16 protein-coding genes are annotated in these 23,813 nt (G+C 57.3%); 11 read left to right on the top strand and 5 right to left on the bottom strand.

Annotated elements, in window-relative coordinates; all coding sequences use genetic code 11:
• Positions 1-31 precede the first annotated feature (31 nt).
• The 3 genes from RVM24_RS09945 to RVM24_RS09935 are packed head-to-tail and all read right to left on the bottom strand — an operon-like array spanning position 32 to position 2,783.
• Positions 32-382, bottom strand: a complete 351-nt coding sequence (locus RVM24_RS09945; RefSeq protein WP_431475344.1) for a hypothetical protein — start codon at positions 380-382, stop codon at positions 32-34.
• Positions 379-1,149 carry a TrmH family RNA methyltransferase gene (locus RVM24_RS09940; RefSeq protein WP_431475343.1) on the bottom strand — a complete coding sequence of 257 codons (771 nt, stop codon included), beginning with the start codon at positions 1,147-1,149 and terminating at the stop codon, positions 379-381. Before RVM24_RS09940 ends, RVM24_RS09945 begins: the two co-directional genes overlap by 4 nt.
• Positions 1,146-2,783 (bottom strand): NAD(P)/FAD-dependent oxidoreductase, encoded by a 1,638-nt coding sequence (locus tag RVM24_RS09935; RefSeq protein ID WP_431475342.1) that lies wholly within the window; start codon positions 2,781-2,783, stop codon positions 1,146-1,148. Before RVM24_RS09935 ends, RVM24_RS09940 begins: the two co-directional genes overlap by 4 nt.
• A 170-nt stretch (positions 2,784-2,953) precedes the next feature.
• On the opposite strand from RVM24_RS09935, the gene rlmE reads away from it, so the two are divergent.
• The 3 genes from rlmE (at position 2,954) to RVM24_RS09920 (ending at position 5,872) form a co-directional block, all read left to right on the top strand.
• On the top strand, positions 2,954-3,592 hold the full coding sequence (rlmE, locus tag RVM24_RS09930) for a 23S rRNA (uridine(2552)-2'-O)-methyltransferase RlmE (RefSeq protein ID WP_431475341.1): 639 nt from the start codon (positions 2,954-2,956) through the stop codon (positions 3,590-3,592).
• A gap of 104 nt (positions 3,593-3,696) precedes the next feature.
• Positions 3,697-4,335, top strand: coding sequence for a c-type cytochrome (locus tag RVM24_RS09925; protein WP_431475340.1), 639 nt, complete (start codon positions 3,697-3,699; stop codon positions 4,333-4,335).
• 175 nt (positions 4,336-4,510) lie between these two features.
• Positions 4,511-5,872 carry an MBL fold metallo-hydrolase RNA specificity domain-containing protein gene (locus tag RVM24_RS09920; protein WP_431475339.1) on the top strand — a complete coding sequence of 454 codons (1,362 nt, stop codon included), beginning with the start codon at positions 4,511-4,513 and terminating at the stop codon, positions 5,870-5,872.
• 60 nt (positions 5,873-5,932) lie between these two features.
• Here RVM24_RS09920 and RVM24_RS09915 read toward each other — a convergent pair whose 3' ends face one another.
• Positions 5,933-6,583: a transposase gene (locus RVM24_RS09915; RefSeq protein ID WP_286922178.1), complete on the bottom strand. Its 651-nt coding sequence runs from the start codon at positions 6,581-6,583 to the stop codon at positions 5,933-5,935.
• A gap of 165 nt (positions 6,584-6,748) precedes the next feature.
• Between RVM24_RS09915 and cysQ the strand changes: the two genes are divergently transcribed.
• The 8 genes from cysQ to RVM24_RS09875 all read left to right on the top strand — a co-directional run bounded on the left by cysQ (position 6,749) and on the right by RVM24_RS09875 (position 22,038).
• The gene (gene cysQ / locus RVM24_RS09910) at positions 6,749-7,516 is read left to right on the top strand and encodes a 3'(2'),5'-bisphosphate nucleotidase CysQ (protein ID WP_431475338.1); all 768 of its coding nucleotides are present in this window, start codon (positions 6,749-6,751) and stop codon (positions 7,514-7,516) included.
• A 72-nt stretch (positions 7,517-7,588) separates the two neighbouring features.
• Positions 7,589-8,068 (top strand): transcription/translation regulatory transformer protein RfaH, encoded by a 480-nt coding sequence (rfaH, locus tag RVM24_RS09905; RefSeq protein WP_061331484.1) that lies wholly within the window; start codon positions 7,589-7,591, stop codon positions 8,066-8,068.
• A 180-nt stretch (positions 8,069-8,248) separates the two neighbouring features.
• The gene (locus RVM24_RS09900; RefSeq protein WP_431475337.1) at positions 8,249-9,520 is read left to right on the top strand and encodes a GGDEF domain-containing protein; all 1,272 of its coding nucleotides are present in this window, start codon (positions 8,249-8,251) and stop codon (positions 9,518-9,520) included.
• Between the two features lie 234 nt (positions 9,521-9,754).
• On the top strand, positions 9,755-12,901 hold the full coding sequence (locus RVM24_RS09895) for a hypothetical protein (RefSeq protein WP_431475336.1): 3,147 nt from the start codon (positions 9,755-9,757) through the stop codon (positions 12,899-12,901).
• A 95-nt stretch (positions 12,902-12,996) separates the two neighbouring features.
• Positions 12,997-14,901: a DUF1302 domain-containing protein gene (locus RVM24_RS09890; protein WP_431475335.1), complete on the top strand. Its 1,905-nt coding sequence runs from the start codon at positions 12,997-12,999 to the stop codon at positions 14,899-14,901.
• A 26-nt stretch (positions 14,902-14,927) separates the two neighbouring features.
• Positions 14,928-16,292: a DUF1329 domain-containing protein gene (locus RVM24_RS09885; RefSeq protein WP_431475334.1), complete on the top strand. Its 1,365-nt coding sequence runs from the start codon at positions 14,928-14,930 to the stop codon at positions 16,290-16,292.
• A 202-nt stretch (positions 16,293-16,494) separates the two neighbouring features.
• Positions 16,495-18,981, top strand: a complete 2,487-nt coding sequence (locus RVM24_RS09880; protein WP_431475333.1) for a hypothetical protein — start codon at positions 16,495-16,497, stop codon at positions 18,979-18,981.
• An 84-nt stretch (positions 18,982-19,065) separates the two neighbouring features.
• Positions 19,066-22,038, top strand: coding sequence for a parallel beta-helix domain-containing protein (locus RVM24_RS09875; protein WP_431475332.1), 2,973 nt, complete (start codon positions 19,066-19,068; stop codon positions 22,036-22,038).
• 62 nt (positions 22,039-22,100) lie between these two features.
• Here the strand turns inward: RVM24_RS09875 and RVM24_RS09870 are convergent, their stop codons facing one another.
• Positions 22,101-23,657, bottom strand: a complete 1,557-nt coding sequence (locus tag RVM24_RS09870; protein ID WP_431475331.1) for a methyl-accepting chemotaxis protein — start codon at positions 23,655-23,657, stop codon at positions 22,101-22,103.
• Between the last annotated feature and the right edge of the window lie 156 nt (positions 23,658-23,813).

Here is a 23,813-nt window from a genome sequence, read left to right as displayed (position 1 = left end):
CAAATGTTCTGGGGTCTGACCCCAATTTGAATTACCAGAACCAGCGCAGGGGTGCCGGGGCTTTTACGGTGTTGGGTGCTTGCCGCACCACCTGGGCGATCTCGGGGGAGCCGTGCGCTTCGGCACATTGGTACAACGCGCGAATGTGCTCCGGGCTGCGTTTGTCTTCCGGGTCCCGGTGGTTGGAGATGCAGCGTTCGAAGTACTGTTGCATCTGCGCCTGTCGCTGCTCGTCGTCGCCAGACCAGGCTTGCAGGTTTTCGAGGCGGGCGACATCCACGGCGATACCGTAGCGGTGCAGTTGCACCATCAGCACCATCGCCAGGATGAAGGACAGGAATACTCCGAGGGAAAGGGTTCCGATCACGTATTTACGAATCATTGGTTTGCCTTGAAGGGGGATGCAAGGTTGGCGATGGTGCCCCGGTTCAGCTCATAAACCGCCATATTTACCGCAGAAGCCAGATTCAGGGATTCGATCTTTGCGGCGCCGGGAATGGTGAAGCGCTGGGCAGCCAGCTCATTCAAAGCTTCCTGCGGCACACCGCGGGCTTCGTTGCCGAACAGGTAGCAGTCGTGTTCTGCAAAAGCGGGATTGGCGATGGCTTCACCGCCAATGTCCAGGCAGGCGATGCGAGGATAACGGTTGGCGAGAGTGTCCAGTGACACCTCGGTTTCAATCGGCACGTGAAAAATCGCCCCCATGCTGGCACGAACCACTTTCGGGTTGAACGGGTCTACACTGCCGGGGCTGAGCAGGCAGCGCATGCCGCCGAACCAGGCCAGAGTGCGCAAGATGGTGCCCAGATTGCCGGGGTCCTGTACTTCGTGCAGGTAAACGGCTTTTTCACCGGGCATGGGGCTTGCCGCTGGCGCCGGCGGCATTGGTACCACGGCCAGAATACCCTGAGGGGCTTTGGTGTCGGCCAACTGGGCCATTTGCCGGTCGCTGATCAGGTGCTTCGGCCAGGGGCTGTTCCAGTGTTCGTAGGCGCTGGTGACATAGAGCTGCGCTTGTCCCCAGGTGGGAGGCGCCTGACCACAAGCCTTTTCCAGCTCCAACACCAGATGCTCCCCCTCCACCAGAAAATGCCCGAAGGCCTGGCGGTATTTTTTCTGGTGCAGCTTCTTGATGTCGTCCAGCTTCACGATGGATTGCTCCCAGCGGTGTCCAGCTCAGCCATCATGGCTTTGGCAACTGCTTCGGCCACTTTGATGCCATCCACCCCGGCAGATAAGATACCGCCGGCATAGCCTGCACCCTCTCCGGCCGGGTACAAACCGCGGGTGTTAAGGCTTTGCAGGGTGTCCCGGTCGCGGGTGATCCGCACGGGGGAGGAGGTGCGGGTTTCAATGCCGGTCAACACCGCATCGGCCCGATCGAAACCGCGTATCTGCCGGCCGAAGGCGGGCAACGCTTCGCGGATGGCGTCGATGGCGTAGGGGGGCAGGGAAGGGGCCAAATCGCCCAGGCGAATACCGGGCTTGTAGGACGGAACCACCTCGCCGAGTTTGTCAGACGGCTTGCCCGCGATGAAATCACCCACCAATTGGCCCGGTGCGCAGTAATCACTGCCGCCCAGCTTGTAGGCATTGGCTTCCAGTTGCTCCTGCAGGTCGACGCCGGCCAGCGGGCCACCTGGAAAGTCTTTGTTCGGGTCAATATTCACGACAATACCGGAGTTGGCGTTGCGTTCGTTGCGGGAATACTGGCTCATGCCGTTAGTAACCACTCGCCCCGGTTCGGAAGTGGCCGCCACTACGGTGCCGCCCGGGCACATGCAGAAACTGTACACCGCGCGACCGTTGCTGGCGTGGTACACCAGCTTGTAATCCGCTGCGCCCAGTGCTGGGTGGCCGGCGTATTTGCCCAGCCGCGCGTGGTCGATCAGACTTTGCGGGTGCTCAATCCGAAACCCGATGGCGAAGGGCTTGGCTTCAAGGAACACCTCGCGCCGGTGCAGCATGCGGAAGGTCTCCCGGGCGCTGTGGCCCAGAGCCATCACCACATGCCGGCTCACCAGTTGCTCGCCACTGGCCAGTTCCACCCCTTTTACCTGGCCACTGTCCACCAGCAGGTCGGTGACTTTCTGTTCGAAGCGAATCTCGCCACCCAGGCGAATGATCTCCTCGCGCATTTTTGACACCACGCCAGTCAGCCGGAAGGTGCCGATATGGGGCTTGCTCACGTACAGAATTTCCTCCGGCGCGCCCGCTTTCACGAACTCCGCCATCACCTTGCGGCCGTAAAACTTCGGGTCTTTGATCTGGCTATACAGCTTGCCATCGGAGAACAGCCCGGCACCGCCCTCACCAAACTGCACGTTGGATTCCGGCGACAGCTGCTTTTTACGCCAAAGCGCCCAGGTGTCTTTAGTGCGCCGGCGTACATCCTTGCCCCGTTCCAACACAATCGGCCTGAAACCCATCTGCGCCAGCAACAAAGCCGCAAACAAACCGCAGGGGCCAAGTCCAACCACAATCGGCCGTTCTTCCAAACCTGCAGGCGCCTGCGAAACCGGGTAATAGGCGGTATCCGGTGCCGGGCGAACGTGGTTGTCGTCGGCAAAACGGGCAAGCACGGCAGCCTCGTCTTGCACTTCCAGATCGATGATGTAAACAAACTTGATTTCGGTGTTCTTCTTGCGGGCGTCGTAGCTGCGCTTGAAGACGGTGAAATCCAGCAGCTCCTCGCCCTTCAGTTTCAGGCGATGCAGTAGCGCGGCTTTCAGTGCAGCCTCGGGGTGGTCAAGGGGTAAAGCCAGTTCGGTAACGCGAATCATGGTGTGTCCAGGCCGCCCGGCGACTGCCCGGCGGATTAGGGTTGGAATGAAAGTCAGAATAGCCGCCATTGTACTTTGGAGATGGGTACTTGTCAGGCGCCGGTGCTTTTGCGGCAATGCCGGTGGCAGCGTACAATGCGGTTTTCCCGCAGTAACGCAGATAGCAAACCATGGCCCGTTCCAAAAGCAGTAACCGCTGGCTCGAAGAGCACGTTAACGACCCCTTTGTGAAACAAGCGCAACAGGACGGTTACCGTTCCCGTGCCAGTTACAAACTGCTGGAAATCAACGAAAAAGACCGCCTCATCCAGCCCACCAATCTGGTGGTGGATCTGGGCTCCGCACCCGGCGGCTGGTCTCAGGTTGCCGCCAAACTGGTTGGTCACAAAGGCCGGGTTGTGGCCTCCGACATCCTGCCTATGGACGCCATCGCGGGTGTCGAATTCATCCAGGGCGATTTTACAGAGCAGGCGGTTTTCGACCAGATCATGGCGATTCTGGATGGCGCCCGGGCAGACGTCGTCATTTCAGACATGGCCCCCAACATCAGCGGCGTCAACGCCGCCGACCAGGCTGCCTCAATGTACCTGGTGGAACTCGCCCTGGACATGGCCTGCCAGGTTCTCAAACCCAAAGGCAGCTTCGTCGCCAAAGTCTTCCACGGCGAAGGCTACGACGACTACGTCAAAGCCATGCGCGATGTTTTCACCAAAGTCGTCGTCAGAAAACCCGACTCCTCAAGAGCCCGCTCGCGCGAGGTTTATTTGGTTGGTAAGGGTTTTAAGGGTCAGTCCCCGAACGGGGACTGACCCGAGGGACAGACCCCAAACGCCGAATAAATTGATCTTTCGCAAGATCACACCGTAGCCCCATCGTTATCCTGTGCCCATCCAAACTCATCTGGGCAATACGAATGCAAAATCGCTCAATACAACTCCTGGTCTTTATCGCATTACTGGCACTCACACCCTGGGCAGTTGCCACCTCCGTCTACAGTGCCTTGGCCCAACTGGAAGACATTGTCGCCGACGATGAGCGCCGGCAAGCCAGCTACGATGCCGGCGAAGAACGCATCCGCTTCTGCGGCTATTGCCATGGCCGCGACGGCAACAGTAAACGCGACTATATCCCCAACCTGGCAGGCCAGCACCCTTTGTACCTGTTCGAGCAGTTCGAGAAATTCGGCAGCGGTGCCCGTGAGGATTACGTGATGTCTCAGCTGGCGAAAACGCTCACCGTAGAGGAGCGCATTAATATCGCCGTGTATTACAGCGAACAAATAGCCCAGCCACGCCCTGGCGGCGATCCTCGCCTTGCGGAGAAAGGTGGCCGATTCTACGAGAAAAGGTGCGCCGCCTGCCATGGCCAAACCGCCGAAGGCTTCCGCGACATGCCCCGCCTGGCCGGCCAGCCTGCGGAATACGTCACGCTGGCGCTGAAACGCTTCCAGGGCATGGACCCAACAAAGCACACGTCCCCTATGATTGGTATTTCCGCTGTGCTGTCCGAAACAGATATCCAGGCCCTTGCCGCCTATCTGCAAGGTCTTTAAAGGGTCAGTCCCCGAACGGGGACTGACCCATTTTGGAACCCATTGGCTCTGGCTTAGTGCAACAGACGGGCAAAGGTGGGTCAGTCCCCGCTGGGGACAGACCCCAAGAACAGACCCGGTAGTATTTTTGCGCTAAGCTGGAATTATTATCCACCCGACAAAGAGTTACATGCCTATGAAACTTCGCTTCCTCGGCGGCACAGGCACCGTCACCGGCTCTCGCTATCTGCTCTCTGATGAAAACCACCGCCTGCTGGTGGATTGCGGCATGTATCAGGGGGTAAAAACCTTGCGGCGGCGCAACTGGGCAACGTTTCCGGTGGATCCCTCAACCATAGACGCCGTGGTGCTCACCCACGCCCACATTGACCACTCCGGCTACCTGCCAGCACTGGTAAAAAACGGTTTCAAGGGCAAGATCTACTGCACCAAGGCAACTCACGAGTTGTGCAAAGTGCTGCTGCCAGATGCCGGCTTCCTGCAGGAAGAAGACGCCAAGTACGCGTTCCGGAAAAAATTCTCCAAGCACGAAAAACCCGAGCCGCTGTTCACCGAAAAAGACGCTCGCGAAGCCCTCAAACACTTCGAGTCTCTGCACTACCACGAGAAGTTCGAACCCGTGAAAGGCTTTGAAGTGAGTTTCACTCCGGCGGGACACATTCTCGGTTCATCCTGCGTGCACGTTCACCACAAAGGCGCCGCGCGCACGGTGGTGTTCAGCGGTGATGTGGGGCGCCAGAACGACCTTATTATGCGACCACCAGAGCCGTTGCAACATGCAGATGTTCTGGTGTGCGAGTCCACCTACGGCGACCGCGCCCACGGGGAATCAGACCCGGAAGGTGATATGGCCGACATCATCACCAAGACTGCCGGCCGTGGCGGCATTGTCCTGATGCCCGCATTTGCGGTGGGCCGCGCCCAGATGCTTCTGTACGTTATCCACAAGCTGATGGGGCAGGGCAAGATCCCGAAACTGCCGGTGTACCTGAACAGCCCGATGGCTATCAAAGCCACGGAGATATTTTGCCATCACCACAAAGAACACAAACTCAACCGCGCCCAGTGCGAGCTGATGGATGAGAAAACCGAATTTGTCCGCACCGTTGAGGAATCCATTGAGCTGGACGCCGTACGCTACCCCTGCGTGATCGTCTCCGCCAGTGGCATGGCCTCAGGTGGCCGCGTGCTGCACCACCTGAAAACCCTGTTGCCCAATCCCCGCAACAGCGTGGTGTTCGCCGGCTTCCAGGCGCCGGGCACCCGTGGAGATGCACTCGTAAACGGTGCGGAATCCGTCAAAATCCATGGCGAATACTGGCCAGTGAAAGCTGAAATCCACAACCTCGATTCCATGAGCGCCCACGGCGACTACAACGAAATCCTGGCCTGGCTGGAGCAGAGCACCCTGAAGCCGGAAAAAGTCTACGTCACTCACGGCGAACCCGTCGCCAGCGACACCATGCGCAAACGCATCACCGAGAAATTCGGCTGGCCCGCCGAAGTGCCCGAACTCTTCGAAGAAGTCGAAATATAAAATTGGGGTCAGACCCCCGGACATTTCACCTCCTCAAATGTCCTGGGGTCTGACCCCAAATTAGAATTCACCGAATTTCGCCTTGATCCGCTCCCGAAATTCTTCAGAACCGAGCGGCTTGCCGGAGATCGCCGCATAGTGAATCTGCTCATCCATTCCGTCAGGGCTGGGACTGGCGACGAACGAGCGGTAGCTGATGAAGCGCCTCTCGGCATCGGGTTGAAAGTTCAGATAGCAGTCGTGTGGCGTATGCATACCCGAACGCATCCCATAGGCATGGCAGTTATAGCTGGACCATTGATAGTCCCCGGCATACTCCACCATGCCCGCCTTCACCGGGTTCAGTTCGATATAGCGCTGGCATTGCAGAAAGTACTGGTCGGTATCCACCAGGCAAGACTTGAACCGCCCCTCCCACAAAGTTCCGGAACGGTCATATTTGTGGTTGTAATACTGGGCATAGCGCTGACCAACCGCCTTCATAAGGCTCGAAAGCGCGCCCTCAACGTTGGGCGTCACTAACAGATGGGTATGGTTACTCATCAGTACCCAGGCGTGAATATCCACCTGAAATTCGCGTTGATAGCGGGAAAGATAGGTCGCATAAGTGGCGCGATCGGCCAGATCCTGAAAACATTCCTGCCGGTTATTCCCCCGCTGAATAACATGCTGGGGCATCCCGGCCGGACAAATCCGTGGTCGGCGGGGCATCTCACAGTCCTTGTGAATTGATTTGTAACCGCAACAATCTGCCGCAACCTGCCCAAAAATTCAAGTTGGGGTCAGACCCCAAGACATTTCGCCCCATCAAATGTCCGGGGGTCTGACCCCAAAATTTGCTATTATTGCGGTAGATACGGCCAGCAGGATGCAAACATGTATTACAGCTCGATTCTTCCGGAAGTGATCAGAATTGCTGATGAAGCCAGCGAGAAGGTACTGCATATCTACCAGTCTGACTTCAAGGTGAGTTACAAGGAAGATCAATCACCCATCACCGCGGCCGACACGGCCAGCCACGACATTATCGTGAAGGGGCTGCGCAACCTCACGCGGGATATACCGGTCCTGTCGGAAGAAGGCGCAGAGATTCCCTGGGAAGAGCGCAAGCACTGGCGCCGTTTCTGGTTGATTGACCCCATCGACGGCACCAAGGATTTCACCCAGCGCACCGGTGAGTTCACCGTCAACATCGCCATGATCGAAGACGGCGAACCGGTGATGGGCGTGGTTACCGCGCCGGCACTGAAAGAAGCCTTCTGGGGCATCAAAGGTGAAGGTGCCAGCATGCGGGATCGCACTGGCCGCATACACCGCATTCGCGTAGTGGAACCCCGGGCAACCTTGCGGGTGGTGGCTAGTAAAAACCACCTGAATGAGGAAACCCGCACCTTTATCGATAGCCTTGGTGACCACGAAACCGTGCAGGCGGGCAGTTCCCTGAAGTTCTGCCGCATAGCGGAGGGCCATGCCGACATCTACCCCCGTATGGGGCCTACCAGCGAATGGGACACCGCCGCCGCTCACGCCATCCTCCTGGCCGCTGGCGGCAACGTGCAAACACCCCAGGGCGAACCCCTGAAGTACGGCAAGGAAGATGTGCTGAATCCGCATTTCATTGCAGCGGGTAGCTGGTATTTTTGAAGTTGGGGTCAGACCCCAAGACATTTCACCTGATCAAATGTTCTGGGGTCTGACCCCAAAGATGGATTTTTCATGACTTGGTATGCTTTACAACACAAGCCAGCGCAGGGAGATCGGGCGCTGCAGCATTTGCAGAATCAGGAGGTGGCCTGTTTCTACCCGAAGATTGAGGTGGAGAAGATTCGGGCCGGCAAGCGGACCAGAAAGCTGGAGCCGCTGTTTCCCGGTTACCTGTTTGTGAACCTGGAGCAGACCGATCCCATGTGGTCGAAGCTTCGCTCCACGCGGGGGGTTGCTCGTATCGTGGGATTTGCCAACAAGCCGGCCGCCATCGCCGATGAGGTGATTGAGCACATCAAAGTCAGCCTGGATAAAGTCGCGGAGCAGGGCGGTATCAAGCCGGGCCAGCCGGTTGAGCTGGACGAAGGGCCGTTCAAAGGTATCAGCGCTATCTTTCAGGCCTACGATGGTGAGGAGCGGGCCATCGTTCTGATCACTTTCATGCAGAAACAGCAGCAGGTAAAGGTGCCGGTTTCCGTTATCCGTCGCTAGCGACCAAAGGAAAGTGTGCGCTATTACGCGAATTCACATTTCTCTTTCTATCATTACATAAACCATACTGAATCAGGCAGTGGGCTAAAGGCAGCATGTTGATTAGTCGATGTGTTGTCGGCAACCGCGATGCTTTAATGGCACTCGGGGTAAGACGTAATCAAAGGATGGTGATCACGCTTGGCCGAATATCTGGATCAGCCGTTTTCAATGTTGATCGGTCTGTCTGTTCTCGTGCTTGCAGTTGCACTGCTTGCCAGCGTGGTAAAGCTCAGGGCCGATATCAGAACACTGAGAACCACTTCCAATCAGCAATTGAAGCGGTTGAATGCCCGTGTAGCGCAATTAAGCAATGAGCACAGTGAAGTGGCTTCGGCACTGGATGACCTTTGCGACTCGGCCTCTATCACCAGCGCCCCAGACTCCTCGCTTGCGGTGACCCCCGCCGAACAGGAAAACCGCATTATCAAATCGATCCTCAACGAGGGCGATCTGCCAAAGGGCCTCGGAAAAGCCTTCGAACTACTTCACCCGAGCCCGGAGTCGACTCTCTGGATGGCCTTCGGCATTTCCGTGCTGGACCAGAACACCAAAACACTCAAACTTGCCTGGCACCAGGGAATCAAGGAGGCGGTTGCCCGGCAGTTCAGCGAAGCAAGGCTGATACATGGAAGTGCCCCGCACGCAACATCGGCCTTGCTGGGCGAACACGTGGTGGTCAGGCGGGAGCCCGCCGTACAAAAACACCGGGATCAGCCCCCGGCTACCCGATTACCGGAAGCCGTCCAGGCCTGGCATTCCTTTCCCATCAAAAAAGTGGACGGTAGTGTACTGGGCACCTTCGATATCCTGAGCTTCAACGAAGGATTCCCGCTGCCGGACAGCAACAGAATTGCAAACTACCTGTTTGTCACCTCCATCATTCTGGAGCGCCACAGTTACCTGAATGGTATTCTCAGCCAGGCCAGAACCGATAAGCTCACAGGCCTGACCAATCGGGGCTTTGCCGAAGAGTCCCTGGTAAAGGAAATTGAGCGTTCCCAGCGCTACCGCAACCCCTTGTCTGTCGTGCTATTTGATATCGACCATTTCAAGTCTTTCAATGATACCTACGGCCACGACGTGGGCGATCTGGTACTGCAGGAAGTATCCCGGCTCTCAGCCGGGGCGATACGATCAACCGATGTATTAGGCCGTTGGGGTGGAGAAGAGTTTCTGGTGATCCTGTCAGAAACCACCCTCGACAGTGCCATGGTGGTTGCTGAAAACGTTCGAAAGGCGGTTGAATCTGCCCATTTTGAGGTGTGCCGTTCTGTCACCATCAGTCTGGGTGTTGCCGAATTCACCCCCCACGATACCGCCCAAAGCCTGGTTAAACGCGCCGATGAAGCTCTGTATAAAGCTAAGAAGGCGGGCCGAAACCGGGTGTTGGCGCAGTCTAAAGTCGCCTGACCAGACAATCTCCATCCGCCAAGTGTTGAATCTTTGTTCATTCCTTCTTCTTAACCATCTGAGAATAAAGCATAAATTGTATTATAAGGTAGTTGTGTCGCCATAGTGGGTGTATATTTGAATTAAAAAGGTTGGAATGCGTTATATTATGCGATAGACTTTTCAGTGAAAAGGCTTGGTAGAAAGGAGTCTGTCTTGCCAGAAATACAAAAATAAGCAGGAGAGATGGTCACAATGGCTAGATTCAAACACAGAGCACTCGTCACCGCCCTCGCCGCCAGTACTGCACTCACCGGGTGCCTGGACAGCGGCGGGAAAACTGACAAGAACGCAAATCCCGCGTACAACATCAGCAACCCGAACACTATTTCTGAGGGAACTCGGCCCATTTTCCGGCCGCTGGAAACCGCATTTCCGCTGCCCAGCGATCCGCTGTTCTTCCTGAACCCGGAGTTGGACGGCACCATGCTCAATGGCACCGACCCTGCCAATCCGGTTACCACCGGTTTGGGTTTTGTGGATGGCAACTCCATCCTCGCGCCGTTCGATATCAAGATCAGCGACAGCCTGGACCCGAACCAGACACTGGACGCCCGCAACTTCGTTGAGATCGATGGCGAGGTGGTGCCCAACCCGGATCAGAATGTCTTCATTCTGGAGATGGACTTCCCCTCCGGCGATGCCGTATTCCCGCAAGACGGTGAGGTTGCAGGCATTGTTAGCATGGACCGCTACCGGCTGGCCAAGAGGCTGAAAGCGCAGGGCCGCACCTTGCAAGCGGATGAAATCTTCGGGCAGCTGTTGGAGGAGCGCTTCAGGGTCGACATTATCACCGTTGACCTCTCGGGGCCGGCCGGTGAGCCCGGCGGCGCACCCAACAATGCCATCCGGATTCAGCCGTTGGCACCGCTCAACCCGAAAACCAAGTACGCCGTTGCGCTTGGCAAAGAAATTGTCGATAAAAATGGCGACCCCCTGGTCGCAGAAAACCGTTTTAACTCCGCATCCAACCCTGATTTTGTTCTTGGTAATCCCCAGTTAATGCCCCTGCGCATGTCGGTGTTGCCAGCCCGGGCCTGGGCCAGCGAGTTTTTCCAGTTTAAGCGCCAGGAGGGTGGTCCGGAAGCAGAGGTCACCACCTTTGATGACGTTACCTTTGCTATCAGCTTCACCACCACCGCGGTAGAGGATGTCTTGCTGGCGAATGCAGCGCCTGCCGCCTGGTTCCGTCAGCACCTGATGATGGAGCGCAAGCAATCGGTGATCAGAGAACTGATTGCCGGAAACTTCAATGTGTCGGGCCAAGCGCTGTCTGGTGTGTCTGAAGAAGATCAGCAGATCAACTCGGAACTCTTCCGGTTGCTGACAGATGAAGAATTCAGGTTGTATAACGAGGAGCTGGCCACCTTGCTGGTAGAGGCCAATACCTCAAGAATGACTCTGAGTTACAACGACCTGGTTGAGTCTGGCAGCACAGACCGTCAATTAGCGTATACCTTACAGGCGGCTGCCGTGGAGGCGGTGGACGCGGTAACGGATGTTGCTGAGCGTGCAAATCAGCTGGCACAAGAAGCCGCTGAGTTGCTGGATCTACCCAGAGCCCATCAGGGTGGCACTGACTCGCCTGTGCGCTTCTTCAGTCAAAAGGAAGGCGGCGACATAAACCCGGCGCTGGAACAGGTTGCCATCGAGATTCCGATCTTTCCGAATGTCACGGTTACGCCGAGAGTATACGAGGGTGAAATTACCCTGCCATACTACCAGTCTTTGCCAAATGGAACGGATGGCAGTCCACTGCAAACTGGCTCCTGGCTACCGGCAGATTTCAGCGCCAATCCCAATTTGCCGCAGGCAAAGTCTAATCGTGTCAGCTACCGCTTCCCCTTCGCTCAGAAGCAGGGTGATGTGACAATTCCTATTGTGGTGGCGGCACCTGATCCCAGTCAAATTTCAAACCTGACTCCAAACCTTGAATTCCCGGTCATCATCTATCAACACGCGGCTACGCAAGATCGCTCTGCCATTCTTCCGATGGCGACGGCTGCGGGTTTGCTATGCCTGAGTGAGCGCGTGCCACTCCAGAATGATGGAAACTGCTTTATCACCGTAGGCATTGACCTGCCCTTGAACGGTGTCTTCGGGCAAGCAGCAACCTCAGACCAGAGTGACGGTCGCCCCGGTATGGTGGCGATTACGGAGCAGGCAGGCGCCTCTCCCCACGCAATGGAGCGGCACTTCGGATTTACCGCAGGGCCAGAGATGGCGGCGGTTGACGCGAGCACCGTGCCAAATCCGGAATCCGGTAGCCTGTTCCTGAATTTTACCAACTTTGCCAACACCCGTGACAACATGCGCCAGGGGGTGTTGGACCTGCTGCATGTGAATGCCCTGCTGCCGGCCATTGAAAACGCCATTAACGATTGCAATGACCGTGGCCAGTGCAGCAACGGGATTCGAATGGATACCAGCCGGGTGCACTTTATCAGCCACTCACTCAGCGGTATGAGCGGTGTGCCTTTCCCGGTGATCAACAACCTTGCTGCCCAGGACAATCCGGACCTGAATCCGATTCGGGCCTCGGTATTGTTCAACACCGGAGGGCACTTCAGCCGGCTGGCAGAGAACTCCCGGGAAACCATTGCGCCCGTGTTGCTGCCCACCTTGGAGGGGGCTTCAGAGGGGCTGCTAGCTCAGGGCCGTACAGAGCTGAATATTTACTTCAATGTGTTTCAGGCGCTGCTGGATTCAACAGATCCCGTCGCCTTTGCACCGTTGTATGCTCAAACCGGCAACAACGCCACCTTGCTGACGTCCATTGCGGGAATGCCGGGAGATCCGGGCCGCCCGAACGACGGCACTATCCCCAACTCGGCTGATGGCGACCTGTACGACCAAGGCCCGCTGAATCGGGTTCTGAATACAGGATTCGAGATCAAGAGTCTGCCAGCGCCGCTGGCGGGTACCGATCCTCTCGCCAGGTTTATGGGTGCCGTTGATACCGGTAGTTCCGCCAACGACGGCTCCAGACCGGTTATTACCCGGTTCCTCGAGGGTTCCCATGGCAACCCCGTCTCGGCTGGCCAGAAAGACGCAGATCCGTTCAGCTCCAGTGCGGTTTTCGACGAGATGATCGCGCAGATGCGCGACCTGTTTCTGAGCGGACAGGTGTCGATTGATAACGAGTGTGTTGTGCAGGGCGTAGGAGCCAATCCGGGCGACGCCAGCTGCGAGGGGCTCACGGATGGAGGTCGTGATCCTGTTGAAAACGGTGATGGCGAGTCCGCAGGGACCAGCGGCTCGGGCAACTTCCTTACAGACACCGTAGGTGGGCTGTTCTCAGGACTGGTCGGCGGTTTGTTCGGGGCATTCACCGGGCGCTGAAGCACCCCACCTTTACGCCTTGATCCACAAACCACTTGCTAATAATGAACCCGGCCCGGAGAGGGCCGGGGCAGCTCAGACACAGGAGCATACCAATGACAAAAACAACGATTAGCCGGTTCGCCGGAAAACACACCGGCCTGGCCGCAGCGATTGCTGCATTGATCGCATCTCCGGCAACCGCCATTGATTTTAACTTCTATGGTATTGACGCTTCCTTCAGCACAACCCTGACTGCGGGTATCGCCGTCCGTGTGGAAGATCGTGACCCAAACCTGATTTCACAAGGTAATCTGGGGCCAGAATTTGCTTACAGCAACATTGGGGCGTCATCCAACAACTTCGACGACGGTAACCTGAATTTTGACAAAGGCGACCCGTACTCACAGATCCTCCGGGGCCGCTCCGAGCTGTTCCTGGATTACAGCCCGAACAGTAACTACCTCACCCGTATCGGCGCGCTGGTCCGTGGCACCTATTACTATGATCACGAACTGAAAGACAACAAACGAGCGGTGGACCCGGTAGGGCAGCGCCGTGAACTTAACAGCAAAGCCAAAGACAACGCCGCAGGCGCGGATCTGCTGGATGCCTATATCTTTACCGATTGGTACCTGGGCAACACACCGGTGTCTGTCCGGGCTGGCCGGCAAGTGGTCAGTTGGGGCGAGAGCACCTTCATCCAGGGCGGTATCAACGCAACCAACCCGATTGATGTGGTTGCCCTGAGAACCCCCGGTGCCGAACTGAAAGACGCCCTGTTGCCGGTAAACATGATCTACACTTCGATAGGCCTGACCTCGGAAATCACGCTGGAAGCCTATGCACAGCTCGAATGGGAGCCGTTCAAGGTTGATGATTGTGGCACCTATTTCTCGACGGCCGACGTGGCATCCCCCGGTTGCGGGCCGGTGTTGCTGGCAGGTCAGGTGCCCGATGCACAAGCGTTTGAGGAAGGTTTCATCGCTCCCCGCCAAGGCGATGTAGAGCCTGGTGACAAAGACCAGTTTGGCGTTGCGCTTCGTTGGTACGTGCCGGCACTCGATTCCGAACTGGGCTTTTACTACGTTCGCTATCACAGCCGATTGCCTATGCTTAGCGGGGTTGTGGCTAACCCGGAAGCGGAGTTCGACAGCCAGTTCAGCAACCCTGACCTGCCGGAGTCCCGGTTCCCCAGCTATTACATTGATTACCCGAAAGGAATCGACCTCTACGGCATCAGCATCAACACCACCTTGCCGACCGGTACGTCACTGGGTGCTGAGTACAGCTTCAAGCAAGACGTACCTGTTCAATGGAATACCTTCGAACTGATCTACGGTGGCTTGCAGCAGCGGGGTCCCGATGGCCAGGTGATCAGCAAACTGGAACAGCGTTTCCGCGATGCCAATCCTGGGGTCAATTACGCGGGTGAGCGTGTGGACGGATTTGATCGGTACGATATATCGCAAGCCCAGGCCACACTCATTCACTTCGTTGACCGTGTGTTCGGCGCTGACCGATTCATCACCATTGCGGAAGTTGGGGCAACCTACGTGCACGACCTGCCAGACAAGAGCGAGGCCAGATATGGTCGTTCAGGCATGTTTGGTATTGGCCCGGTGCCTCTCGAGGGCGACAGCTTTACCGGGGATTTCTGTAGCGCGGGGCCGGGTGATGAAACCTCCAGGCTGAACATCAACCCCACCTTCTGTAAGAACGATGGTTTCACCACGTCTTTCTCCTGGGGATACCGCACCCTGTTTGCGCTTGACTACGCAAATGCATTTGCCGGCATCAACCTGATGCCCAAGCTGTTCTTCACCCACGACGTGAAAGGCTACGCGCCAGACCCAGGCGGTAACTTCAAGGAAGGCAACAAATCGCTGAGCCTCGGCCTGGATGCCAGCTACCAGAACCGCTACTCAGGCTCTATCAATTACACCAGCTACTTCGGCGGCGACTGGAACGAAATCTCCGACCGGGACTTCGTCTCAGCCAGTATCTCTTACTCATTCTGATATCAAAAAACACAGGAGTACTCATTATGGGAACCCACAAGAAACACCTGATTGCCGGCGCCATTGCGCTGTCGCTGTTCGGAGTATCGTCTGCGATGGCCGCGGTGTCTGAAGCGGAAGCGGCCAAACTCGGCAACGAACTGACGCCCATCGGTGCTGAAAAGGCCGGCAACGGCGGCGACATCCCGGCCTGGGATGGCGGTTTGACCGACCCCGGAGTCAATCAGCCTCAGCAGGGTATTTACCCAGACCCGTTCCCGAACGACGAAGTGAAGTTCGTGATCGATCAGAGCAACGTGGACCAGTACGCAGATAACTTGTCTCCGGGCCAGGTCGCGATGATCAAAACCTACAGTACCTACTCGATTCCGGTGTATGAAACTCGCCGCACATCCACCTATCCCGAGGAATTTTTGAATCTTGCGAAAGAAAACGCCACTCGGGTAAGCCTGACACCGGATGGGAACGGGCTGCAAAACTACGAAAAAGGCGTTCCTTTCCCGATTCCCCAGAAGGGCCAGGAAGTGATCTTTAACCACATCACCCGCTACCGCGGTGGTTCCATCATCCGTAACGTGGCCCAGGTAACGCCCCAGGCCAACGGCGACTTCAGCCCGGTGAAATTCACTGAGCACCTGACTGATCGGGTCGAACTGGCCGACTACAAACCCGGCATGGATGACAACGTGCTGTTCTACTTCAAGCAGGTGATCACCGCACCGTCTCGCCTGGCGGGTAACGTACTGCTGGTTCACGAAACCCTGGACCAGGTAAAAGAAGGTCGCCGGGCCTGGCTGTACAACTCCGGCCAGCGTCGGGTTCGCAGGGCACCGCAGGTGGCTTATGATGGCCCGGGTACCGCCGCAGACGGCCAGCGGACTTCCGACAACCTGGATTTGTTCAACGGCGCGCCAGACCGTTACAACTGGGAGCTGGTGGGAAAGAAGGAAATGTACATTCCCTATAACTCCTACCGCCTTGGTGCCCGTGACCTGAGCTACAGAGACATTGTCATGCCTGGGCACATCAACCCGGAGCATACCCGTTATGAGCTGCACCGTGTATGGCATGTACGCGCAACTCTGAAAAACGGCGAGCGCCACATCTATGGTCAGCGGGATTTCTATGTGGATGAGGATTCCTGGCAGATTGCTGTGGTCGATCACTATGATGGGCGCGGTGACCTTTGGCGTGTGGCCGAGGCGCATCACGTTCAAGGCTATGACATCAACGCGCCTTTCTATGCGGCAGAAACCCTGTATGACCTGATGTCGGGCCGATACCTGGTGATGGGGCTGACTAACGAAGAAAGCGATCCCTACACCTTTGAAGTGAATGCCCGTTCCAACGATTTCACGCCGGCGGCACTGCGCCGTGCAGGTGTTCGTTAAGCGCCAGGTTACCTGGTATTACCTCCGCCTGCCCCATTCGGGGCGGGCTCTCTTCCTTACCCGTTTCTGAAACACTAAAGATTGGCCCGGAATGCCTCTTTTAGATACGTGACACACTGTTTCTTTTGCTTAATAATTAGGCATAGATGGTTTAATGCGATAAAAAACAAAAAAAGGGCCAAGCCCGTAAAGGAGACATGACGTGGCTAATTTAGCGCGCCGGCGCCTGCTGGTTTCTGCGGTTTTTACAAGCTCACTACTTCTTTTATCCGCCTGCGGCGGTGATGGTGGCGATTCATCGCCGGCTGTCAACCAAAACAGCGAACAGCCACCAGGCGCAGGGAACAGCGCCCCACCGGCACCACCGGGCCAGACAACCAATGCGTATGCCTACGAAAACACCCGTTTCGCCTTCGCCAACGGTTGTTACAGCCTGCAGGCGGATGGTCTCTATGTGTCAGAACCGACTGGCGGGCAATATGGTGTAACCGCTAATGCCAGTGACGCCGCACGTTTCACCATGCGGCCAACCGAGCTGGGTTCTTACCTGATGATGTCTGATTTCTCCAGAGAGGACACCCAGGTTGGCCAGTTTGAACTGCTGGGCATCAGTGATCCGGCTGGCGAGTTCCTGGATACCGGCGGGCACTTTATCGGCGAACTCAGTTACCTGGTGTCCGGGTTGGGAGACACAGTCAACCTGGTATTGGATCCGATTTTGCCCCTGGGCGGTATTCTTCGCCAGCTGGGCGAGAGCCTGGATTTCGCCGGTGGCCAATTGGGCAATGTTGACGTGTTGCCACGGCTGGCCGCCGTTGACCGGCCCAATGATCTGGCCGTCTGGAAACTGAACAAACACGAGGGTACAGACCAGTACACCATGACATCAGCCGTTACAGGCCTCCTGTTAGGCACCTCGCAAGAGGGGTTAACACTCACATCCCCATCACTGCGCAATGCCTCCAACACCTTTACCTTCACCGAAGCCGAAGGCTGCACCGAATACCCGGAGGCCGGCCTGAACCTGGAGGTGGCCGACAACCGTGGCCCGGCCATCTACCTGAAAGAAGTGGATCGCTTCAAAGGTATCAAGGGCATCGATAACGACGATATCTTCGGCTACGTTGATACCCACTCCCATATTTCCGCCTACGAGTTCATCGGTGGGCGCATCAACTACGGCGCGCCGTTCCACAAGTTTGGCGTTACCCACGCCCTGGAGAACTGCGAGGTGGCCCACGGCCCCTGGGGCACCACCGGTTTCCTCGAGCTGGTCACCAGCGGCACAGGCCCCCACGACACTCAGGGCTGGCCCACCTTCAACGACTGGCCCCGTTACAACTCCCTCCAGCACCATCAAAGCTATTACCGCTGGCTGGAGCGTGCCCATTACTCCGGCATGAAAATCCTGGTCAACCACCTGGTGCATAACGAAGTGCTCTGCGGCATCAACCCCCAGAAACAGAACGACTGCGACCCTATGGAAGCCATCCTGCTGCAGATCCAGCGCATGTATGAAATGCAGAACTACATAGACGCTCAGCACGGCGGCCCGGGTGAAGGCTGGTTCCAGATTGTCACCAGCCCGGCCCAGGCCAGGGAAGTGATTGGAGAGGGCAAGATGGCCGTGGTACTGGGCATCGAGATGTCAAAAGTCATGCGCTGCGGCGAGTTTATGGGCGTGCCCGAATGCACCGCGCAAGACATTGTGGAGCGGCTGGACCAGCTCTATCAGCTGGGGGTTCGCAACATGTTCCCGGTGCACAAATTCGACAACGCCTTCGGCGGCCATCTGCCGGACCTTTCCTCCGGGGTTGGTATTGGCGCCGTACTCTATGGCGGAAACCTGCTGGAAACCGGCCACCTTGTCGAGTTTGAAGAATGCCCGGAAGGTACCGAATACGTTGGTGATGAAGCCGATCAGAATGCCGACATGCAGGCCTTTGGCATCCTGGACCAGCTGCTGTTCCAGATCGACTACCTGGGCGACCGTTTCCCGGAAACACCGGAAGAGCTCAAAGCCCTGGACCCCCGCCAGGGCACCGGGCACCTGTGTAACCGCCGCGGCCTGACAGACCTGGGCGACTTCCTGATCCAGGAACTGGTGCGTCGCAAGATGATGATCGAAACCGACCATATCAGCCGCAAGGCCGCCGCTCGCATCCTCGACATCACCGAAAAACTCGGTTACCCGGTGATCAACAGCCACGGCGGCTGGGGTGGCACCGAAGCCCTGCGTGATCGCATCGCCGCCCAGGGTGGCATCACCGCCTCCTTCGGTGGCGTGCGCGAAAACTGGGTCGACAGACTGGTGCAGGATGGCAACCGCCCCCGCCCGGATGACCAGAAAGTCGGGCCTTTCGGCGGCGCCGGCTTCGCCTCTGATGTAAACGGCATCGCCCAGCTGGCCAACAACCCCGGCAGCGCCGAAGACGAGGCCAGGCTGTACCCGTTCACCTCCGTGGATGGCCGAGTGATCTTCCACAAACAGAAAACCGGCGACCGGGAATTCGGCCTCTACGACGGCCGCGGCGTGGCCCACTACGGCCTCTACCCGGACCAGATCGCCGACATGATGCTTCATAGTGATCGCCCGAAAGAGCTGATCGACGACGCCGTCAACCAACTCTTCACCTCGGCCGAAGCCTACCTGCGCATGTGGGAACGCATCGAAAACGCCCCGCTATGAAATTGGGGTCAGACCCCCGGACATTTCGCACCACCAAATGTCTTGGGGTCTGACCCCAAAAATATAAGAAGAAGGATAATTGCCATGATACAGAGACTGAGAATGTCAGGTTTTGCGGTGCTGGGGATCAGCGCAGTGCTGCTGTTGTCCGGTTGTTTTGGCGGTTCATCGGGTAATGACCGGGCCGATGCCAACCGGCCGGGCCAGGAAACGGAGCAACCGCCCAGATTCAGTGAAGGCCGGGTATTCAAAGTGACGCCCGGTGAGCAGGCCACGGAAGACATGGTGGCGGCGATGATTCAGCTGCGCCCTGGCGATAGCCTGGAATTCGGCTGCGGCTATTATGACCTGTACCACGGCCTGCTGATTCAGGCCACGGAAGACGTGGAGATTCGCGGTTGCGGCAAGGATGAGACCGTGCTGAATTTCCGCAATAGCGACAACGTGACCGGTCTGGAAGCGTTGAATGTAAGGGGCATTACCGTGAAGGACCTCACCATCCTGGATTCCCCGGGCGATGCCTTCAAGCTGAAGGGTGTCAAGTGGGGCACCCTGCTGAACGTGCGGGCCATCTGGTCCGGTGGCGGTGAGCCCATCACCAGGGATAACGTCGCCAGCCGGCTGCACGTGGAATGCACCAGCCCCCCATTCAACGAGGGCGACCCGACGCCGGATTACGTACCCAGTGCCTCCAGCGGCCGTTACGGTATCTACCCCGTGGAGTCGGAAAACATTCTGGTGGATAACTCAGAATCCATCGGCGCCTCGGATGCCGGTATCTACGTTGGCCAGACCAATAACGCCATCATCCGCAACAGCCGCGCCGCCTATAACGTCATGGGTTTTGAGATCGAAAACGTGCAGGGCGGGGAATACGACAACAACCTGGCGGAATGCAACACCGGCGGTTTCCTGATCTACGACCTGGAAAACATCACCCAGTACGGCGACACCTCGGTGATGCTGAACAACATCTCCCGTAACAACAACACCTACAACTTTGCCCCCAGCGGCATCGTCTCTGCCGTGCCCCGGGGCACCGGGTTCATTACCCTGGGTTACGACAACATCGAGATATACAACAACCTCTTCGAAGACAACAGCACCGCAGCGATCATCTACACCAGCTACGAGCTGATCGACGGCAAGGGCAAAACCTCAGACAAAAAGCTGGACCCGTACACCGAAGGCCTGCACATTCACAACAACGTAATGAAGAACTCCGGCTACGATCTGCCGCCGCCCAATCTGGAAAAAGTGCTGGTGGAGGGCGAGGTGGAAACCGTGCTGCCGACACTGATTGGCATCAAGAACCTCAATCGGCCGGGAAAAGGTGCCCATATTGTCTGGGACGGACTGTTGGATGAGCTGGATGCCGATTGCCCCTACCCGGTGGATGCCAACGGCCAGCCAGTGCCGAAAAAAGCCAATGGCAAGCCGATTCATACCAACGAGCACCCCAATCCTGAGTGCCTGTACAACGCCTACAAATTTGACAACCAGGGCGACCGTAAACTGCCGGAATGGGGCGCCTGTATTCACAGCAACGAGTTTTCCAGCGACAGCCTTGCCTACATGAACTTCCACGGCACCCGCGGCCTGGAGCTGTTATTTGCGGCAATGGACCCAGACCCATCCCTGCTCTCCTGGCAGAGCCTGAGCGACATCCTCACCGGCCCGACTGAATTCTTTGCCGATTCGGATATGAGCGTACACGACTGCCATGCCCGCTTCGGCCGTACCCTGGCCAGCCTGCCCAGGGTGACCATTCCCCCGTTTGAGCGCAGCGGAGGCATAGATCCGGCACCTTCTGAAGAATTTATTAACCAGTTGTGTGAAGCGCCGGTGGCCAACGGCCAGATCAACCGCGACGCCCTGGCCGTGGATTGCCCCAGACTGGACCAGTACAACCTGTTTGCAGACGCGCAGGATCCCCGGAGCATGCCCCACGAAGGCGGTGTGCCGTTTGTCCTCAATTCCAAGCTGTTCTCAGACTACGCCACCAAGTACCGGGTCGCATTCATCCCGCCCGGCACCAAAGCGTTGTATGTGGATGGCCAGAACGGCGGTAACCTGAACGGCACCATTCACTTCCCCACTGGCACCGTGATCGCCAAAACCTTCGCCTTCACCGACGAAAGTAAGGGTACAGAGGAACTGGTGGAAACCCGCCTGTTAATCAAGCGCACCTCCCAGAGTGGCAAGGCGGTGTGGAGTGGCCCCACCTATAGCTGGACAGCGGATGCCAATGGCCAGAAAGTAGCGAAGCTGGTCCCCGGTGGCGAAACCCGCAGCGTGAGCTGGCACTATCAAGACCAGCACACTGGCAAACTGCTGGCCGGGTCCACCGACAGCTACGCCATTCCGAACCAGAACCAGTGCATTACCTGTCATTCCAATGACGACCTGGAAGCTGGCGCTGCCCCCATCGGCCCCAAACCCCGCAACCTGAACCGGGCTTATCGACCGGAATCGGATTTCATGGGCACCGCAGGGCAGGGCGGCTTCCCCCGGGTGAACCAATTGCAGTACTGGAAGGACCAGGGCTTGCTCGCCAACGTACCGCCCCTGCAGATCGATGGTCGCGGCGTGGCCACCAACATCGAACGCTTGCCCCATTGGAACGTACCCGGCGACAGCGGCGCCGCCAGTGGTTCAGATGAAGACGTGGAAGCACGCCTGCGGGCCTATCTGGAAGTGAATTGCCAGCACTGCCACAACGACAAAGGCGCGGCCTCTAATACCGGCTACTACCTGGACCACTACCGCAAGATCGACGCCGGCTACGGCATCTGCAAGAAACCCACCGCCACCGGCGGCGGCTCCTGTGGCCGGCAACATGTCGTCGTACCAGGTGATCCAGGGCGCTCCATCGTCTCCTGCCGAGTGGAAGACGCCAGCGACCCCCAGCGCAAAATGCCGCCCATCGCCAAGAGCGTCAGCCACACCGAGGCCGTCGAGCTGCTGAACTACTGGATTGGCCAGGTCGTCGATTCCGGTTACGACAACGCCGAAGCCTGCGGCGGCTCCGGCATCTTCCAGACCATCACCCCCTGAAATTGGGGTCAGACCCCCGGACATTTCGCACCCTCAAATGTCCTGGGGTCTGACCCCAACTTTTATTTGAAGCGGACGACCAGCTCGTGCAGGTCTTTAGCGATGTCGCCCATCTCGCGCACGCTTTGGGTGGATTCCTCGCCCTTGACCAGGTTCTGTTCCGCCATATTTGAGATGCGTTCCACCTGTTCGTTGATCTGATCAGACACCTGCGCCTGCTCTTCAACGGCGGTAGCCATCTGCAGGGCCATTTCAGCGATAGTGACCACATACTCGGCTATGTCTGACAGGCTTGCCTGGGCTTCGAGCATCTTTTCCAGGCCATTATCAGCGGCTGTCACGCCGGTTTCGGCGACCTGCACCGATTGCTCGGATTTGCCAATGAGTTCGGAAACCACACCATGAATCTCCTTGGTCGATTCCCGGGTTCGGCGGGCCAGGTTGCGCACTTCATCGGCCACCACCGCAAAGCCCCGGCCGTGTTCACCAGCCCGTGCTGCTTCAATGGCGGCATTCAGGGCAAGCAGGTTGGTCTGTTCGGCGATGTCTTCGATAATTTTCGCGGCAGAGGCAATCCGGTGGGTTTGCTGGGCCAGATCGTTAACCGATTGGCCGATGTTGTGTACGGTCTGCTTCAAATTCTCGATGGCGGCCCGGGTAGAGTTGATGGTGGCAACACCCTGATCAGACGCCTGGCGGGCGTTGTCCGCCTTGTCGGCCGTTAGTTGCACGTTCTGTGAAACCTCACCGATGGTCACCGACATCTCATGAATGGCAGCCGCCACCTGTTCGGTTTCCTGCTGCTGTTTTTGCATGGTTTGCTGGGTGTCGTAGGCAATCTCGAGGTCCCGCGTGGTGTGCGACCTCATCGCCGCAGATGAATCTTCAAGCCGGGTTAGCACTGCGTCCAGGTGCGCCTTCTGCGCCATCACAGCCACTTTCAGCCGGCCAAGGCCAAGCTTTTCATCGGTGTAACTCCGTGCTGCCAGATCGCTGGTGAAGGTCTTGCCCATCTGTTCCATTACGGAGGTGATCAGATTCGATTGCGACACCGTTGCCCAGACATGCCGCCCAACAAAGACGAATGCCAGTAAGCTTGCCGCCCCGGCAACCTGCCCAGCACCATAAAGAAGGGCTGCCGCAACCAGCGCAGTGCCGACAAGGATATGCGGAATAGCGGATGCATAGCCCCGAAGTTTCAGCGCCGGCTTACCCGCCCGAATGCTGGCGTACAGTTTTTCGGCCCGGGCCACATCTTCCCGAGCAGGGCAGGAGCGAACCGACTCGTACCCGATGATCTCCCCGTTTTCGGTCACTGGTGTGACGTAAGCGCTCACCCAGTAAAAATCGCCGTTTTTGCATCGATTCTTCACCAATCCCATCCAGGGCTTACCAGACTTCAGGCACCCCCACATCTCCGCGTAGGCCTCCGGCGGCATATCTGGGTGGCGAACAATATTGTGGGGCTGGCCAATCAGCTCTTCACGGTTGAAGCCACTGACGTCAACGAACGCTTTATTACAGTGCCGGATCTTGCCTTTCAGGTCGGTGGAAGAAATCAACTTCTGGTTGGGGGAAAAGGTACGTTCATTGTTGGTGACGGGCAGGTTTTTTCTCATGGGCACTCCGTAAAGCGCAATATTGTTATATGTAATTCCGGTTAACACTATCGGCGCGGCCCCCATTTTCTCTAGGAGCAAATTGTAAGGAAGTGTTCAAGTACAGTTATAGAAAGAAATCGGAGGGTTTGCTTGAAAAACAAACAATGGGGTCAG

It is taken from the genome of Marinobacter sp. KM021 (genome assembly GCF_050707965.1).
Taxonomy (GTDB): Bacteria; Pseudomonadota; Gammaproteobacteria; order Pseudomonadales; family Oleiphilaceae; genus Marinobacter; species Marinobacter shengliensis.
This window is presented reverse-complemented; position numbering and strand designations above follow the sequence as displayed.